This window comes from Amycolatopsis sp. cg5, assembly GCF_041346955.1.
Classification (GTDB): Bacteria; Actinomycetota; Actinomycetes; order Mycobacteriales; family Pseudonocardiaceae; genus Amycolatopsis.
On record NZ_CP166849.1, the window covers coordinates 864386 to 878936 of the forward strand.

Genomic DNA, 14551 nt, shown 5'->3' on the forward strand with positions numbered 1-14551 from the left:
TACGGCCGGTTCTAACCGGCGAAAACACTCACGACCCCTTCAGAGCTCCGTGTTGATGATCGCCTCGACGAGCGTCTTTCCGTTGGGCGTCAACGAGATCTGGTCGTCTTCGAGCACCAGCAGCCCGCGCTCGGCCAGCGACCGGAAGCGCGAAAGCCAGGGCTCCTCGAACAGCGAGCGCCCGAACCGCGCCCGGTGCAGCGAATCCCGGACCGGCGCGAGCGTCGTCAGCGCCATCTTGATCGCGCGGGACTCCTGAGCCTCAGGCGAGAACCGCGTCGCCGAGCCGAGCGGGATCCGGCCTTCGTCGACCGCCTGTGAGTACCGCTGCCAGTGCACATCGGTGATCGCCTCCGACGCACGGCAGCTCGAACTGCCGCCGAGCCCGATCGCGACCTCCGCCTCCTGCTTGTCCTGGTCGACCATGATGGCCTTCCATTTCTCCGGCTCGGCGCCGCGCGCGAAGTACATCGTCGGGTACTCGCGATATCCGGCCGCCTGCAAGCCATCCGTGAGCAGCGCGCGCATTTGGTACTGCTCCCCGAGCGGCGGCCACCGATGACCCTGCTCGACGAGCTTGTCGCGATAGTCCGGCAACTGCCACGCCGCCGGCTGCACGCCCGCCACACCGGTCCGCGTGTCGGTGTAGGACTTCAGATGCAGCTTCGTGCACACCACCGCGGGCGGTTCGTGCTCCAGCACGATGTCGAGGTCGCGGCGGACGCTGTCGACGGTCTGGTCGAGCAGGCCGTACATCAGGTCGATGCTGTACCAGTCGAAGCCGAACGCCTTCGCGTTGCGCAGGAAGTCGACGCACATCCGGGAGCTGTGCTCGCGTCCGCACTGCCGCAGCACCTCGTCGTCGAACGACTGCACCCCGCTCGACAGCTTCGTGCAGCCCAGCGAGCGCAGGAGTTCGAGCTTCTCGGGGGTGAACGTGCTCGGGTCGCCCTCGAACCGGATCGTGGTGTCCTCGGTGAACCCGAAGTTCTCGCGGTAGAAGTCCAGCAACCGCTTGATCGCGTCGGCGGGCAGCAGCGACGGTGTGCCGCCGAAGACGTTGAACTCGCCGACCGGCGCGTCACGCAGGTTCGGGACCCGCTTGAGCCACAGCTCCGCTTCCCGGATGTTCCAGTCGACCCATTGCGTCGCTTTGTCGTCCGCGAGCGCGCCTTTCACCAGCACGACCGGGTACTGGCAGAAGCGGCAGCGATACGCGCAGGTCGGGATGTACGACCACAGATGGATCGGCGCGGTGTCGGCGAGCTGCTTGCCGAGGTCGTCCAGGAAGTCCTCGGGCGAGTAGGTCTCGTTGCCGGGGAAGACGTGCGCGCCGAACGGGTCTTCGGTCACGTAGTCGAGCAGATGCCGGTTGACCGGCGCGGTCAGCGCCGACAGCACCTCGGGCACCGGATGGCCGGGATCCGTCTCGCGTAACGAAGTAAGCGCTTCCATTCAGAACACCCCGCCGTTCCCGAAGTAGTTGTGCGCTTCGCCGGATTCCCGGTCCTCGCAGTAGTAATGGACGAACTCGGCGAACCGCTCCGCCGGAATCTCGGCCAGGCAGGGCGGCAGTGGAGGTGGGTGGCCGATGTCCTCGCCGACGGTCGCGCGTAGCCGCGCGAAGATCTCGTCGGCGAACTCGAAGTACAGGCGGAACGACGGCGTCTTGTACGCGTGGATCGGCGTGAAGTCGACGATCCGCATCTCCTCGGTGATCTCCGCGATCCGCAGGCCGAGCCGTTTCGCCAGCGACGGGCCGAAGAACTCGATGACCGACGCGTCGTCGAGCAGTGACGGCGTGAGCAGGACCGGCAGGATCACGTTCTTCGGCGTGAAGTCCTTGATCGAGAATTCCCACGCCTGCAAGGCTTCCGCCTCGGTGAGGTCGCCTTCCAGATCGACGACCGGGTCCGCCACCCGGATGTCGCGCATGACGATCACCCCGTCCGAGCCGTAGGCGCGCCCGGTGATCACCTCCTCGATCGCGTGGTTGACCCGCCTCGGGTTGATCTCCACGCGCGACTTCGGCGCGTACACGATGTCCTCGCCGGACGCGCGCACCTTGATCCCGAAGTCCCAGTCGTCGGAGAGGTGGTTGACGAACCGGCCGCCGGAGAGCTGATAGAAGATCTCGATCCCGCCGACCTGCTCGTAGACGTCACGGTCGACAGCGAACCCCTTGCCGTCGGGGAACCCGCCGAACAGCGAGAAGGTGACCTGACGGCAGCGCAACGTCTTCTGGATCTCCGTCCACAGCCGCGGCCGGTGCGTGAAGTGCTCCGCCGCGTAGAAGTAGTCGCAGACGCCGATCGCGGCCTTGCTCGACTCCATGGTCGCGAACAGCTCGCCGAGCCAGTCGGGCGCGACGCGGCAGTCGGCGTCGGCGCCGACGAGATAGAACCGGGTGCCGTCCTCGCGCCCACGGCTGCGCCTCGCCGCGAAGTCCATCCCGGTCTTGCGCGCGCACGCCGGGCCCTGCTCCGGCTCGGGGATGAGGTGGACGGCCAGGTCAGGGTGCGTGGCGGTGAACTCGCGCACCACCTCGGCGGTGTCGTCGGTGGAGTTGTTGTCCACCAGCACGATCTCGTAGAGCGCACGGTCGAGCGGCATGCCGTCGACGTCGCGCTGGTCGTAGAGCGACGCCAGCGCCGACGGCAGGTTCGCCGCCTCGTTGAACACCGGGATGACCACGCTCATCCTGGTCCGCTCGCCCATCGGGGCCGGCAGCAGCGCGGCCAGCGTCTCCTCCGCGCGGTCGCGGCCGAAGTGCCGCTCGCCGAGCCGGTGGTTGAACTCCGCCATCTGGCCACGCTTCCTTTCGTCCAGCAACAGGTCAGCCACCTCGGCCACGAAGGCCTCGGTGGGCAGGTCGTGGGAGGTGATGTCGAGTACGGGCGCGCGGAAGCCATGTGAGCCGTACACCGTGTCGTACAACTCGTACCGCGAAGTCAGGTACGGCACACCCGACGCGATGGCCTCGCCGATCGGGTTGCCGTAGCTCTCGTAGTCGTAGGAGGTCAGGAACGAGACGATGTCCGCGTGCGCGAGCAGGTCCCGTACGGAGTAGCCGTTCGACGAGACGGTCTCGCGGGGCGCGAGCTTGCCGCCGAAGACGACCCGCTCGCGCACACCGAGATCTTCGGCCAGTCGCGTCAGTTTCGCGTACTCGGCGGGTGCTTCGCCGACGTCGCCCGCGATGAAGAGGTACGCGTCGACGCGGCCGGTCAGCGCGGCGAGCAGGTGCAGATCGCGGTCGATCCGCTTCTGCGGGATGATCCGCGTGCAGCGGGCGATGAGCGGCGCGTGCTCGGGAATGCCGTGCGCGCGGCGGAAACGCGGGTTCCGCGGCAGCGGAAGGTGACTGAACGTGTTGGGCAGCACGGAAATATTGGGCAATCCGGGTACCCATTCCAGCATGTGGTCCAAAGCGTCCTGATGTTGGACCACATAGTGGATGAACGATGATTCCCGGGGCCGAATGGTTCCGGGATAAGGAAACTCTCCGTATTTTCCGATGCCCGGTTCGCTCTGCCACATCAGGTCGTGGTCACGCCACAACACGAACGGCCCGAGTTTGTTAAGTCGGCCGTACTCTTCGATGGCCGAGTACAGCGCTTTCGTGTAGATGACGTTCTCGGGCAGCGTCCCGTTTTCGACGATCACGGACGTCACGTCCACTCTGGACCAGGTCGCCAGCAGCAGGTCTTTGAGCTGGTCGGCGAGCTGTTCTGCCTGCGGTGGCAGCTTGTTCCCGCCTTGAACCACGCCTTGAAGTATCTCGGTGACGAAGTCGGCGGTGTACCCGGGCAAGTCCTCGACGCCGTCGACGCGCTCGAGCCGCACCCAGTCCGGCAGGTGGTCGTGTTCGTCCGTGTACGGCCGGAAGAACGCGTTCTTGTCCGCTTTTATGTCGTAGCCGAGGTCAAGGCACACGCGGGCGCCCCGATCCCGGAACAGGCGCGCGGTCTTGACGAACTCGACGACCAGGCCGGAGATTCCGGCGGCGTCGAAAGAGATTCCCCACAAGGTGGACATCGATTACGACGGTACGCAGAAAACCGCCGCCGCGCAGCACAGGCGCGACCCCCTAGGGGAAAAGATCGGTGTGGAGCCTGATGCCGGCGGGGGTGCCGAACGGGCAAAGTCGGTGTTACCAACCGACAAGGAGTTCGAAATGACCACGACGACCACCACCAGGCTCACCCGACCTCGCCACGGCCGCGTGTTCGGCGGCGTCTGCGCGGGGATCGCCCGCCGTTTCGGCATGAAGCCGGGCACGGTCCGCCTGCTCGCGCTGCTGTCCTGCCTGCTCCCCGGGCCGCAGTTCATCCTGTACCTGGTCCTCTGGGTGGCGATCCCCGAGTCGGACTGACCTCATTCCTGAGTGCCCGCGGCGCAATCGGCCGCCCCGCTCGCGTCGACGGCTTGCTCGGACACGAGCTTGCCGTCGACGAAGACGCGGCAGACGGTGCCGGGCGCGCCACCACGGACGCCGATGTTGCTGAAGCCGGTGCCGACGGAGTTCTCGACGTGCCAGGGGAGTGGCCGCTCGGCGAGCTCCGGCTGCTTCGACTCGCCCGCGAAGCTCGACGCGACCTTCGCGGGCGCCGGGCCGTCGATCTCCATGCGGACCTGCCAGGTCCTCCCACCACAAGCCGTCGTCAACGCCAGCACGACGGCCGCGAACGCCACTAGTCCTTTTCGCATACCTTCCAGCGTGCGCGGCCGCGAACCGCGTCACCTCAGCTGAATGACCGGTTCTGGTCGGCCGAAAGGCTCGTGAGCCGACCCTTCAGGTACGCGTGCCGACCCTTGAGGTACCCACCTCACCCGGGATCCTGAGTGTTGCGGCCGGTTCTAACCCAATGCCGGGCAGCCAAGGCCAGGGTCGCGGTGTCAAGCGACGCGATCCGAAGATCATCCTGCTCGGATGTGGGCGACAGGCCTTGCTTCAAGGTCTACAAAGGACGCGAGCCACACCCTTACGTACCACTTTGTCCCTTTTGCCTGGTTCTGCCGCGCGGTTGAACGTTGCGAAAGTGGCGTTCGTGTCGCTCAGCGTAACGAAAGTGGCGTTCGTGCGGATCGACACCCGCAGAAGCACGGCTTGCCCCAGGAGGCCGGTCCCCAACTGTCCGGCAGTGGGTTCTCGCCGTCGGCCGAAAGGCTCACGACCCGCGCTTGCGCCACGAGCACATCGCGTTGTCGAGCGCTTCGGTGTCGAGCGGCTCGTGCGCGAGTTCCGAAGGCGCGCCGGGCGCGCCGCGCAGGCCGTCGAGCAGCAGCCCGAGGCTGCGCTTCCACAACCCGGGCTCGGCGAGCTGGGTGTACTCCGCGACCGAGCCGATCATCAGCGTGATCAGCGGCAGGTCCGTCGGCGCGAAGTCCGCGCGCAGCTTGCCGCTGGCCTTCGCGCGCTCGACGAGTTCGGTGCAGACCGGGATCATCCGCTCCTTGGCCTCCGCGACCTGCGCGTGGCCGAAGGCGTTGGACAGCATCACCTCGCGCAGGCCCCGGTCCTCGGCCTGCAGCCCGACGATCGTCCAGACGAAGTTCGCGAAGCCGTCCCACGGGTCCGGGTTGAGCAGCGCCTCCTCGGCGACCAGGCGGACCTCTTCGAGCCGCTCGGCGAACATGGCCTCGACCAGGTGCTCCTTGCTCGGGAAGCGCCGGTAGACGGTGCCGACGCCGAGTCCGGCGTGGTGCGCGATGTCGTCGAGGGTGGCGTCGAGGCCGCGCTGGCCGAAGACCACGCGGGCCGAAGTGATGATCCGGCGGCGGTTGAGCTCGGCGTCTCGCCGCAGCGGCCGCGTCCGTGCGACGGGAGCTGTGTCCCGTGTCATGCCTCTCAGTCTAGCAAAGTAGAGGCGACTCCTCCGCTTAGCGTGTACGTTGATCGATATAAGGGGAGACGCTTACTCCACATAAGGGACACCAATGCCTGATTCAGCCACGGCTGTTGCCGTACCACCTGCCCAGAACTCGTCGGAAAACCCACATCACGCCCGCCGGTGGGCGATCCTGGCCGTGATCGGCATCGCCCAGCTGATGGTCGTGCTCGACGCCACCGTGGTGAACATCGCGCTGCCTTCGGCGCAGCACAGCCTCGGCTTCGGCGACGACGCGCGCCAGTGGGTCGTGACCGCGTACGCGCTCGCGTTCGGCAGCCTGCTGCTGCTCGGCGGCCGCGTCGCGGACCTGTTCGGCCGCAAGAACGCGCTGATGGTCGGCTTGGCCGGGTTCGCGATCGTTTCGGCCATCGGCGGCGCCGCGAACGGCATCGAAATGCTGCTGATCGCGCGAGCGGCCCAGGGTGTCTTCGGCGCGCTGCTCGCGCCCGCCGCGCTCTCGCTGCTGACGACCACCTTCACCGACCCGAAGGAACGCGGCCGCGCGTTCGGTGTGTTCGGCGCGATCGGCGGCGGGGGTGCCGCGCTCGGGCTGCTGCTGGGCGGCGTGCTCACCGAGTACCTCGACTGGCGCTGGTGCATGTTCGTCAACATCATCTTCGCGGTGATCGCCTTCGCCGGCGCGGCCGTGCTGCTCAAGTCCCAGCCGTCCGGGAACCGGCCGAAGCTCGACATCCCGGGCACGATCACCGCGTCGGCCGGTCTGTTCGCGCTGGTCTACGGCTTCTCGAACGCGGAGAGCGACTCGTGGTCGTCTGCCTCGGTCTGGGGTTTCCTGGCCGCGGGCCTGGTGCTGCTGACCGCGTTCGTCATGATCCAGCAGCGCGCCGGGCACCCGCTGCTGCCGATGCGCGTGCTGCTCGACCGCAACCGCGGCGGCTCGTTCCTGGCCATGTTCCTGCTGGCCATCGGCATGTTCGCGATCTTCCTGTTCCTGACCTTCTACGTGCAGCAGAACCTGCGGTTCAGCCCGATCGAAAGCGGCGTCGCGTTCCTGCCGATGGTCGCCACGCTGATGATCGCGGCCACCTCCGCGACCACGGTCCTGCTGCCGCGTTTCGGCCCGAAGCCGCTGGTGCCGACCGGCATGGTGATCGCCGCCGCCGGGCTGTTCTGGCTCAGCGCGATCGACACGACCAGCACCTACGCGGGCGGCGTGCTGCTGCCGCTGATGGTGATGGGCGTCGGCATCGGTCTCGCCATGGCGCCCGCGATGAGCGTCGCGGTGCTTGGCGTCGACGAGCACGACGCCGGCGTCGCGTCGGCCGCGGTCAACACCATGCAGCAGATCGGCGGCTCGATCGGCACCGCGCTGCTGTCCACTTTGGCCGCGAACGCCGCGACCTCGTTCATCGAGGGCAAGGCGCCCACCCAGCAGCTGGCCGCCGAGGCCGCTGTGCACAGCTACACGACCGCCTTCACTTGGGCGGGCGTGATCTTCGTGGCAGGCGCGGTGCTCACGGGACTCCTCCTCAAGCCCGGCGCGCCCAAGCTCGAAGGCGCCCCCACCGTGGTCCACGTCTAGTCCAGACCGGGATAAAGCGGGCTTTACTCCGCGGGATAAAGCGGGCTTTATCCCGGCACTAGCGCTTGCGCGAGCGGACCGCTTCGATCACCTCGTCGTCCCAGCGATGGGTGCGGATCAAGCGGTACCGCTCGCACGCGACCCAGAGGTACGCCTCGGCCTCGGTCCGGTCACCGATCAGGTCCGCCTGCCGCATCATCGCGACGACCGGCTCGTATTCCTCTTCGTACCAACGCTTCGCGATGGTCGCGCGGTCCGAGAAGACGCCTTCGTCCTGCATCAGCCGGAACCCCCACGCCTCGACGTGCTCGCCGAGCCGCGAGTAGTCCCAGGCGTCGCTGAACACGACCGAAGCACGCGACTGGCCGGTCAGCGGCACGCGTTCCAGGAACAGCCTGCGGTAGTCCTTGACGATCAGGTCGCCCCGGTACCGGATGCCGCTCGGATCCAGCTTGGTCCGCACCTCGACGATGTCGGCCTCGATCGCCGACACCCCCATCGCGTGCGCGACCGAAACCCGGTGATGGCCGTCGATGATGAAGTGCAGATCGCCGATCCGGTACACCTCGATCGGCGGGATCGACTCGCCGCGCCGCGCCGCCAGCGCGAGGCGTTCCCAGCGCTCGCGCACCCGGCCCGAGGTCGGCCGGAACCGGCGGTCGAAGTCACGCCCTCGGTCCACACTGCCGACGATCGAGTCCAGTTTGATCACCCTGGTGCCGATCCGGCGCTCGCTGACGTAGCCCAGCGCGTCCACGACTTCCTTGAACGGCAACATGATGTTGACGTCGTCGGGCTCGCCGCGCAGCCACTTCGCCAGCCGGGACAGCACCTGCCGCCGCCGGGCACGCAGGAAGTCGGCTTCGGCGTCCGCGCGGGGAAAACCGGTGTCCCTGTTCATACCGAGAACTCCATCACCTGGTGGCCGACGACGTTGCGCAGCCGCGTCGACCCGGCCACCCGGTCGGGCACGGGCTCGCCGTGCGGGTGGATGTGCCCGTGCAGCAACCATTTCGGCCGCAATCGCGCGATCGTGCGGTGCAGGCAGTCGAAGCCGCGATGCGGCGGATCGTCACGGTCGCCGAGATGCAGCGGCGGCGAATGCGTGAGCAGGATGTCGACCTCGCGGCCGTCGCGGCGGCGCCGCCATTCCGCACGCCGCACCAGCTTCCGCGCGCGGCGCGCCTGCTGGCGCTGCGTCCACTGGTTCGGCCCGTCGTTGTACCTGATCGACCCGCCGAGCCCGGCGACCCGCAGGCCCGCGACGTCCACGACCCGGCCGTCGGCGTTGATCCCGCCCTGCGGGCCAGGCCATTCGGCGGGGAAACCGTCCTTCATGGACAGTCCGCCGTAGCGGGTGAAGCCGCTCAGGTCCGGATCATGGTTGCCCGGCACGAACACGCACGGCTTGTCCAGCGCGCTCGCCAGGAACTCCAGGTACTTGAACGGCAGGTCACCGGCGCCGATGACGAGGTCGACCGGGAGACCGCGGACGGCGTCCGTCCACAGTCGCTCGTCGACCTCGTCGGCGACGACCAGTGCCTTGACCATCTGCCCAGGATAAGGGCATGGCGGCTACTTGACGCCGTGTGCGAACGCGGGGTCCTTCATGATCACCGCGGTGATGACGATGACCCAGATGATGCCGACGAACAGTCCCCAGAACTTCAGGTTGAGCAGAATCTTTGGCATGACGGAACTCCTGTAACTCGACCGGGTGGAAAGAAACAGCTAAAGCCACTGGTTCTTTCGGAATATTCGGTAGAGCAGCAGGCAGATGCCCAGAATTATGGCCACCACCAGCGGATAGCCGAACTGCCAATGCAGCTCGGGCATGTAATCGAAGTTCATCCCGTAGATGCCCGCGAGCGCCGTCGGGACCGCGATGATCGCCGCCCACGCGGTGATCTTGCGCATGTCGGTGTTCTGCTGGAGCGTGATCTTCGCCAGTGTCGCGTCGACCAGCGTGGTCAGCAGCTCGTCGAAGCTGACCACCCGCTCCGAAACCGTGGTGAGGTGGTCGTCGACGTCACGGAAGTACGAGCGGACCTCGTCCGGGATCAGCCTGCTGTAGCCCTCGGCGAGCCGCTGCAACGGCGTCTTGAGCGGCATGACCGCGCGGCGCAGTTCGAGCACCTCGCGCTTCATGAAGTAGATCTGCTCGGCGCTGACCTGCGAACGCGGCGCGAAGACCTGCGTCTCCATCTCGTCGATGTCCTGCTCGATGCTCTCGGTGACATCGAGGTAGTGGTCGACCACGTGGTCGGCGATCGCGTGCAGCACGGCGGCCGGGCCCAGCGCGAGGCGCTCCGGCTCCTCGTCCATCTCGCGGCGCAGCCTGGCCAGCCCGGAGTGGTTCCCGTGGCGCACGGTGATCACGAAGTCGCGGCCGAGGAACGCCATCAGCTCACCGGTTTCGACGATCTCGTTCGCCGTGGTCGGTGACTCGTGCTCGACGTAGCGCACGGTCTTCAGCACCATGAACAGCGTGTCGTCGTAGCGCTCCAGCTTCGGCCGCTGATGGGCCTCGAGCGCGTCCTCGACGGCCAGTTCGTGCAGCCCGAACGTCTCGGCGACGCCCTGGATCTGCTCGGCGTCCGGCTCGTGCAGGCCGATCCACACGAAACCCTCACGGCGCTTGCGCACCTCTTTGATGGCTTCGGCGTGCGTCCAGCGCCCTGGTAGGCGCTTGCCGTCCACGTACACCGCGCAGTCGACGACGTACGCCGACAACGGGACGGGGATGGGCCGCTCGGCGGGCGTGCCTTTGGCACGGCCGTTGCCACGGCCTCGCAGGCCGCCGAGTGAAGGAATCGCAGGCATGGGATCTCCTGGCTGTGTCGCACGCGAACACGCACGACCTGGCAGGTCATGCGCACAGACGACGTGCCGGGCGGACCGGCACTACCAGCGTTCCCGGGTGAGCCGGGTCAGAAACTCCCGAGACCGGCCGAAGAGGCAGGAACGCTGGGACTACTAGGGAGCGGACTATCGCCACTACTCATCTGTGTTCCTCACCTCCTAAGGCCTGAAGTGGTGATGGTCGCGTTGACGTGCGAACACCAATGGTTGAGGGTACTCCTCAACATAAGTGGCTGTCGCCGCAGGCTCTCGCGGCGTTACCCCGCCTTGGAGGTTTTGGTGCAGTTCGGGCGATATTTCGAGGAGTTCGAGGTCGGCGCCGTCTACAAGCACTGGCCCGGAAAGACGGTCACCGAGTACGACGACCACCTCTTCTGCCTGCTCACCATGAACCACCACCCGCTGCACATGGACGCGCACTACGCCGAGGAGACCACGGACTTCGGCAAGAACGTCGTGGTCGGGAACTACATTTATTCCTTGCTCCTTGGCATGTCCGTGCCGGATGTGTCAGGTAAGGCGATCGCGAACCTCGAGGTCGAATCGCTCAAGCACGTGAAGCCGACCTTCCACGGCGACACCCTCTACGGCGAGACCGAGGTGCTCGACAAGACGCCGTCGAAGTCCAAGGACGACCGCGGCGTCGTCTACGTCGAGACGCGCGGCTACAAGCAGGACGGCACGATCGTGTGTGTCTTCCGTCGCAAGGTCATGGTGCCGAAGCAGTCCTATGGTGATGCCAGGGGCGGCGAACAGCCTGGCCGTCCGATTCCGCACGCGTAGGGGGACCGGAATGGGGCTCGACCAGATCAAGGACGCCATCCGCTCGTTCGCGTTGAAGGAAGCGGGCGGCGTCGTTTCGCCGCTTTACGAGCACCTCGCCACCAAAGCGGCCGAGGACGACGAGATCGCCGGCCTGCTCACCTCGGCCCGTGACGGCGAGGCGCGCGGCACGCTGCTGATGGCCACCGCGCACCGGCTGATCCAGGCCGACCCCATCCACCCGCTCTCGCGCTATTACCCGTCGCTCGGCGGCTTCGACGGCGTCGACAGCGAGACCTGGCCGCTCTTCCGCGAGTTCCTGCTCAGCCGTGAGGACAAGGCGCGCGAGATCATCGCGTCGCGCTACACCCAGACCAACGAGGTCCGCCGCGCCGCGCTGCTGTACCCGGCCGTCGCGCAGGCGGCCAAGGAAGCGGGCGGCAAGATCGCGCTGCTCGAGGTCGGCTGCAGCGCCGGGCTGCTGCTCGGGCTCGACAAGTTCTCCTACCGCTACCAGGCCGACGGCGGCGAGCAGCTGACCGCCGGTCCGGCCAAGGCCGCGGTCGGCCTGCACTGCGCGATCGACGCGGCGCCAGGCGCGGTGCTGCCGAAGCTGCCCAAGAAGCTGAACGTGGTCGCCTCGGTCGGCCTGGACCGCGCGCCGGTCGACGCCGACGACGAGGAAGAGCTCGCTTGGCTCGAAGCGTGCGTGTGGGCCGACCAGCCGGACCGCATCCGCCTGCTGCGCTCCGCGGCGGCCGCGCAGCGCAAGTACAAGCCGGAGATCGTCACCGGCGACGCCATCGACGACCTCGGCAAGGCCGTCGACCGGCTGCCGGCCGACGCGCCGCTCGTGGTGGTCACCAGCCACGTGCTGACCTATTTCCAGGATCGGCGCGAGGAGTTCATCGACGCGCTCGCGGCGCTCGCCGGCACTCGCCCACTGTGGTGGGTGAGCGAAGAGGCCTACGAAGGCGCGCTCAAGTACCTGCTGCCCGGCCGCGACGATCTCGCCTTCGAAGGCGCGGGCGCCCTGTGCGTGCTGGGGCTGACGACGTGGTCGGACGGCAAGGCGAACGCACGTGCGCTCGCGCGGACGGCCCCGCACGGCCAGCGCATGACCTGGCTGGGATAAAGCCCGCTTTACTCCCGGGAGTAAAGCGGGCTTTATCCCGTTCGTCACGCCGTGTCATGGGCCTGACACGAAGGGTTTAAGCGGGACGGGTGGCGGGCGCGGGCAAGGCGTCCCAGTCGCGCAACGTGACCAGTAAGCGGTCCGCGAGCGCCCCGCGATCATCGAACTCGGCCAGCTCTTCGAAGGTGAACCAGCGCGCGTCGCTGGCGTCGTCACCTGCTCGGAGCAGCCCGCCGGTCACGTCGCAGGCGTAGTCGTGGATTTCGTACGGACCACGCGTGACCGTGCCGACGAGTGTGCGGGGGATCACGTCCAGCCCGGTCTCCTCGCGCAGCTCCCTGACCACGGCTTCCGTGTCCGTTTCGCCGGGTTCGACGCGCCCGCCCGGCACGGACCACAGTCCGCGCCCCGGCTCGTTCGCGCGTTTGATCAGCAGTAATCCGCGTGCCGGGTCGAGCAGGATGCCGCCGACGCAGCGCACGGTGCCGGATGGCGTAGGCGTCATAGAACGAGCTTATCCAGATGACGTACTGACAAGTACTGTCCTGTACACGGAGAGTAGCCGTGAGGTACGCTTTGACGCAGCCGCTGACCCAAGCGCGGGACATTCCTCCCGTGTTCGAGCGCGGTGCGGTACAAAGTGAGCAGCTAGGTTTTCGGGTTGTCGGCTTAACAGACGGGACTGATCGTTGTGAACGCGAAAAAGCTCGCGGTATTCGCTGGTGTCGCGTTGGTTCTCTTCTTCGTGATCGCCCAGCCTGGACAGGCGGCAGGCCTTGTCAACAACATCATCGGCTTCCTCCGCAGTGCGGCCGAATCGGTGATCAGCTTCGTCAGCGGCGTCTTCAGCTAGGCAGCTGCGGATAGTCTGGGCTGATGTTCGCCCCTCGCGATCCAGACGAGTACCTACTCGACACTGAACGGCGGGTCATCCGGATCCGCCGTCACTGGGCTGTGCTGCTGTGGGACACCTTCGAGGCCGCCGCGCTGCTGGCGATCTGCGTGCTGGTGTCCTACCTGCTGCCGCCCTCGATGTGGCTGGTGCAGAACATCCTCTGGTACGTGGCGCTGCTGGTGATCCTGCGGTTCGCGTACGTGGTGATGGAGTGGTGGGTCGAACGGCTGGTGGTGACGGACAAACGGTTCGTCATGACCACCGGGGTCTTCACCACCAAGGTGCTGATGATGCCCATCACCAAGGTCACCGACCTCACCTACGAGCGCACGGCGACCGGCCGCATGATGGGCTACGGCACCATGATCGTCGAGTCGGCGGGCCAGATCCAGGCGCTGAACCGCATCGACTACCTCCCACGCCCGGAGGAGTTCTACGACACCATCTCCGAGCTGGTCTTCGGCGACAAGCAGAAGCAGCAGGAGCGGTTCTCGATGATCAAGGCCCAGCGCGCCGCCCGCGGCAAGAAAGCCGTCGGCTAAACGCCTGGTCCCGGGGTCGCTGTGACCTACCGCATCGTCCACAATGGTCGTAATGCGCATCGATCTGCACGCCCACTCCACCGAGTCCGACGGCACCGACAGCCCCGCGGGGCTGATCGAGGCCGCCGTCGGCGCCGGACTCGACGTCGTCGCGCTCACCGACCATGACACCACCGCGGGCTGGGCGGCGGCCGCCGCCGCGGTCCCGCCCGGCCTGACGCTGGTGCCGGGCGCCGAGCTGTCGACCGTCTCGGCCGACCCGGTGACCGGGCGGCAGATCAGCGTCCACCTGCTCGCGTATCTCTTCGATCCTGCTTCATCGGCGATCGTCCTGGAGCAGGCGCGGCTGCGCGACGAGCGCCGAACCCGGTTGCGCCGGATGGCCGAGAAGATGGCGGCCGACGGCCTGCCGATCGACCCCGACGACGTGATGGACCGGCTCCCGCCGGACGCCGCCGGCGGGCGCCCGCACCTCGCGCAGGCGCTGATGCGCGCCGGGCTGGTCGAGTCGGTCAGCCACGCCTTCGACAGCTACCTCGCCAAGGGCAGCGGCTACTACGTCGGCCGCGAGGACACCCCGATCGAGCACGCGATCGACATGATCGCCGCGGCGGGCGGCGTCACGGTCATCGCGCATCCGTTCGCGCGGTCGCGGGGCGCGGTCATCCGGCCGGAGACGCTCGCCGGCCTCGCCGCGCACGGCCTCACCGGCGTCGAGATCGACCACCCCGACCACGACGAGCCGACGCGGGCGGAACTGCGCGGGCTCGCCGCGGACCTCGGCCTGCTCGTGACGGGCTCGAGCGACTACCACGGCACCAACAAGCCGACCAAGATCGGCGCGGAGACCACCGATCCGGGCGTTTACGAGGAACTCGTCTCGCGGGCGACCGGCTCCTCCGTTGTGGTGGGCTGACC

The 14551-nt window shown here is 67.4% G+C and carries 15 protein-coding genes; 7 read left to right on the forward strand and 8 right to left on the reverse strand.

The features are described from left to right. Positions 1 to 39 precede the first annotated feature (39 nt). The gene (locus AB5J62_RS04400) at positions 40 to 1455 is read right to left on the reverse strand and encodes a radical SAM protein (protein WP_370946827.1); all 1416 of its coding nucleotides are present in this window, start codon (positions 1453 to 1455) and stop codon (positions 40 to 42) included. Beyond that, entirely contained in the window at positions 1456 to 4038 is a 2583-nt protein-coding gene (locus AB5J62_RS04405) for a glycosyltransferase (protein ID WP_370946828.1), read from the reverse strand. A gap of 139 nt (positions 4039 to 4177) precedes the next feature. Here AB5J62_RS04405 and AB5J62_RS04410 point away from each other — a divergent pair, with 139 nt between their 5' ends. Continuing rightward, on the forward strand, positions 4178 to 4375 hold the full coding sequence (locus AB5J62_RS04410; RefSeq protein ID WP_091299451.1) for a PspC domain-containing protein: 198 nt from the start codon (positions 4178 to 4180) through the stop codon (positions 4373 to 4375). A 2-nt stretch (positions 4376 to 4377) separates the two neighbouring features. On the opposite strand, the gene AB5J62_RS04415 is transcribed toward AB5J62_RS04410, so the two are convergent. Beyond that, on the reverse strand, positions 4378 to 4710 hold the full coding sequence (locus AB5J62_RS04415; RefSeq protein ID WP_370946829.1) for a hypothetical protein: 333 nt from the start codon (positions 4708 to 4710) through the stop codon (positions 4378 to 4380). A gap of 461 nt (positions 4711 to 5171) precedes the next feature. Next, positions 5172 to 5846, reverse strand: a complete 675-nt coding sequence (locus AB5J62_RS04420; RefSeq protein WP_091299444.1) for a TetR/AcrR family transcriptional regulator — start codon at positions 5844 to 5846, stop codon at positions 5172 to 5174. Positions 5847 to 5940: 94 nt separating this feature from the next. Between AB5J62_RS04420 and AB5J62_RS04425 the strand changes: the two genes are divergently transcribed. Continuing rightward, positions 5941 to 7437: an MFS transporter gene (locus tag AB5J62_RS04425; protein ID WP_370946830.1), complete on the forward strand. Its 1497-nt coding sequence runs from the start codon at positions 5941 to 5943 to the stop codon at positions 7435 to 7437. 58 nt (positions 7438 to 7495) lie between these two features. Here AB5J62_RS04425 and AB5J62_RS04430 read toward each other — a convergent pair whose 3' ends face one another. The 3 genes from AB5J62_RS04430 to corA all read right to left on the reverse strand — a co-directional run bounded on the left by AB5J62_RS04430 (position 7496) and on the right by corA (position 10260). Next, positions 7496 to 8338 carry a chromosome partitioning protein ParB gene (locus AB5J62_RS04430; protein ID WP_370946831.1) on the reverse strand — a complete coding sequence of 281 codons (843 nt, stop codon included), beginning with the start codon at positions 8336 to 8338 and terminating at the stop codon, positions 7496 to 7498. Beyond that, positions 8335 to 8988: a metallophosphoesterase gene (locus tag AB5J62_RS04435; RefSeq protein WP_370946832.1), complete on the reverse strand. Its 654-nt coding sequence runs from the start codon at positions 8986 to 8988 to the stop codon at positions 8335 to 8337. Before AB5J62_RS04435 ends, AB5J62_RS04430 begins: the two co-directional genes overlap by 4 nt. A gap of 180 nt (positions 8989 to 9168) precedes the next feature. Further along, a complete protein-coding gene (corA, locus tag AB5J62_RS04440) occupies positions 9169 to 10260 on the reverse strand; it encodes a magnesium/cobalt transporter CorA (protein WP_370946833.1) in 1092 nt (363 codons plus the stop codon). Positions 10261 to 10578: 318 nt separating this feature from the next. On the opposite strand from corA, the gene AB5J62_RS04445 reads away from it, so the two are divergent. Both AB5J62_RS04445 and AB5J62_RS04450 read left to right on the forward strand, forming a co-directional pair. Beyond that, positions 10579 to 11082, forward strand: coding sequence for a MaoC family dehydratase (locus AB5J62_RS04445; RefSeq protein WP_370946834.1), 504 nt, complete (start codon positions 10579 to 10581; stop codon positions 11080 to 11082). A 10-nt stretch (positions 11083 to 11092) separates the two neighbouring features. Beyond that, positions 11093 to 12196, forward strand: a complete 1104-nt coding sequence (locus AB5J62_RS04450; protein ID WP_370946835.1) for a DUF2332 domain-containing protein — start codon at positions 11093 to 11095, stop codon at positions 12194 to 12196. 76 nt (positions 12197 to 12272) lie between these two features. Here AB5J62_RS04450 and AB5J62_RS04455 read toward each other — a convergent pair whose 3' ends face one another. Then, complete coding sequence (locus AB5J62_RS04455; protein ID WP_370946836.1) at positions 12273 to 12701, reverse strand: NUDIX hydrolase; 429 nt, start codon at positions 12699 to 12701, stop codon at positions 12273 to 12275. A gap of 186 nt (positions 12702 to 12887) precedes the next feature. Between AB5J62_RS04455 and AB5J62_RS04460 the strand changes: the two genes are divergently transcribed. The 3 genes from AB5J62_RS04460 to AB5J62_RS04470 are packed head-to-tail and all read left to right on the forward strand — an operon-like array spanning position 12888 to position 14549. Further along, the gene (locus AB5J62_RS04460; RefSeq protein ID WP_176969029.1) at positions 12888 to 13049 is read left to right on the forward strand and encodes a hypothetical protein; all 162 of its coding nucleotides are present in this window, start codon (positions 12888 to 12890) and stop codon (positions 13047 to 13049) included. Between the two features lie 23 nt (positions 13050 to 13072). Next, positions 13073 to 13633 carry a PH domain-containing protein gene (locus AB5J62_RS04465; protein WP_091299419.1) on the forward strand — a complete coding sequence of 187 codons (561 nt, stop codon included), beginning with the start codon at positions 13073 to 13075 and terminating at the stop codon, positions 13631 to 13633. Between the two features lie 52 nt (positions 13634 to 13685). Next, positions 13686 to 14549: a PHP domain-containing protein gene (locus AB5J62_RS04470; RefSeq protein ID WP_370946837.1), complete on the forward strand. Its 864-nt coding sequence runs from the start codon at positions 13686 to 13688 to the stop codon at positions 14547 to 14549. The last annotated feature ends 2 nt before the right edge of the window (positions 14550 to 14551 follow it).

What these genes read in the sequence shown, in the direction of transcription:
- AB5J62_RS04450 (WP_370946835.1), top strand. Translation starts at nt 11,093, where the DNA reads ATGGGGCTCGACCAGATCAAGGACGCCATCCGCTCGTTCGCGTTGAAG.
- AB5J62_RS04470 (WP_370946837.1), top strand. Translation starts at nt 13,686, where the DNA reads ATGCGCATCGATCTGCACGCCCACTCCACCGAGTCCGACGGCACCGAC.
- AB5J62_RS04415 (WP_370946829.1), bottom strand. Translation starts at nt 4,710, where the DNA reads ATGCGAAAAGGACTAGTGGCGTTCGCGGCCGTCGTGCTGGCGTTGACG.
- AB5J62_RS04405 (WP_370946828.1), bottom strand. Translation starts at nt 4,038, where the DNA reads ATGTCCACCTTGTGGGGAATCTCTTTCGACGCCGCCGGAATCTCCGGC.
- AB5J62_RS04430 (WP_370946831.1), bottom strand. Translation starts at nt 8,338, where the DNA reads ATGAACAGGGACACCGGTTTTCCCCGCGCGGACGCCGAAGCCGACTTC.
- AB5J62_RS04435 (WP_370946832.1), bottom strand. Translation starts at nt 8,988, where the DNA reads ATGGTCAAGGCACTGGTCGTCGCCGACGAGGTCGACGAGCGACTGTGG.
- AB5J62_RS04455 (WP_370946836.1), bottom strand. Translation starts at nt 12,701, where the DNA reads ATGACGCCTACGCCATCCGGCACCGTGCGCTGCGTCGGCGGCATCCTG.
- AB5J62_RS04465 (WP_091299419.1), top strand. Translation starts at nt 13,073, where the DNA reads ATGTTCGCCCCTCGCGATCCAGACGAGTACCTACTCGACACTGAACGG.
- AB5J62_RS04425 (WP_370946830.1), top strand. Translation starts at nt 5,941, where the DNA reads ATGCCTGATTCAGCCACGGCTGTTGCCGTACCACCTGCCCAGAACTCG.
- corA (WP_370946833.1), bottom strand. Translation starts at nt 10,260, where the DNA reads ATGCCTGCGATTCCTTCACTCGGCGGCCTGCGAGGCCGTGGCAACGGC.
- AB5J62_RS04420 (WP_091299444.1), bottom strand. Translation starts at nt 5,846, where the DNA reads ATGACACGGGACACAGCTCCCGTCGCACGGACGCGGCCGCTGCGGCGA.
- AB5J62_RS04410 (WP_091299451.1), top strand. Translation starts at nt 4,178, where the DNA reads ATGACCACGACGACCACCACCAGGCTCACCCGACCTCGCCACGGCCGC.
- AB5J62_RS04400 (WP_370946827.1), bottom strand. Translation starts at nt 1,455, where the DNA reads ATGGAAGCGCTTACTTCGTTACGCGAGACGGATCCCGGCCATCCGGTG.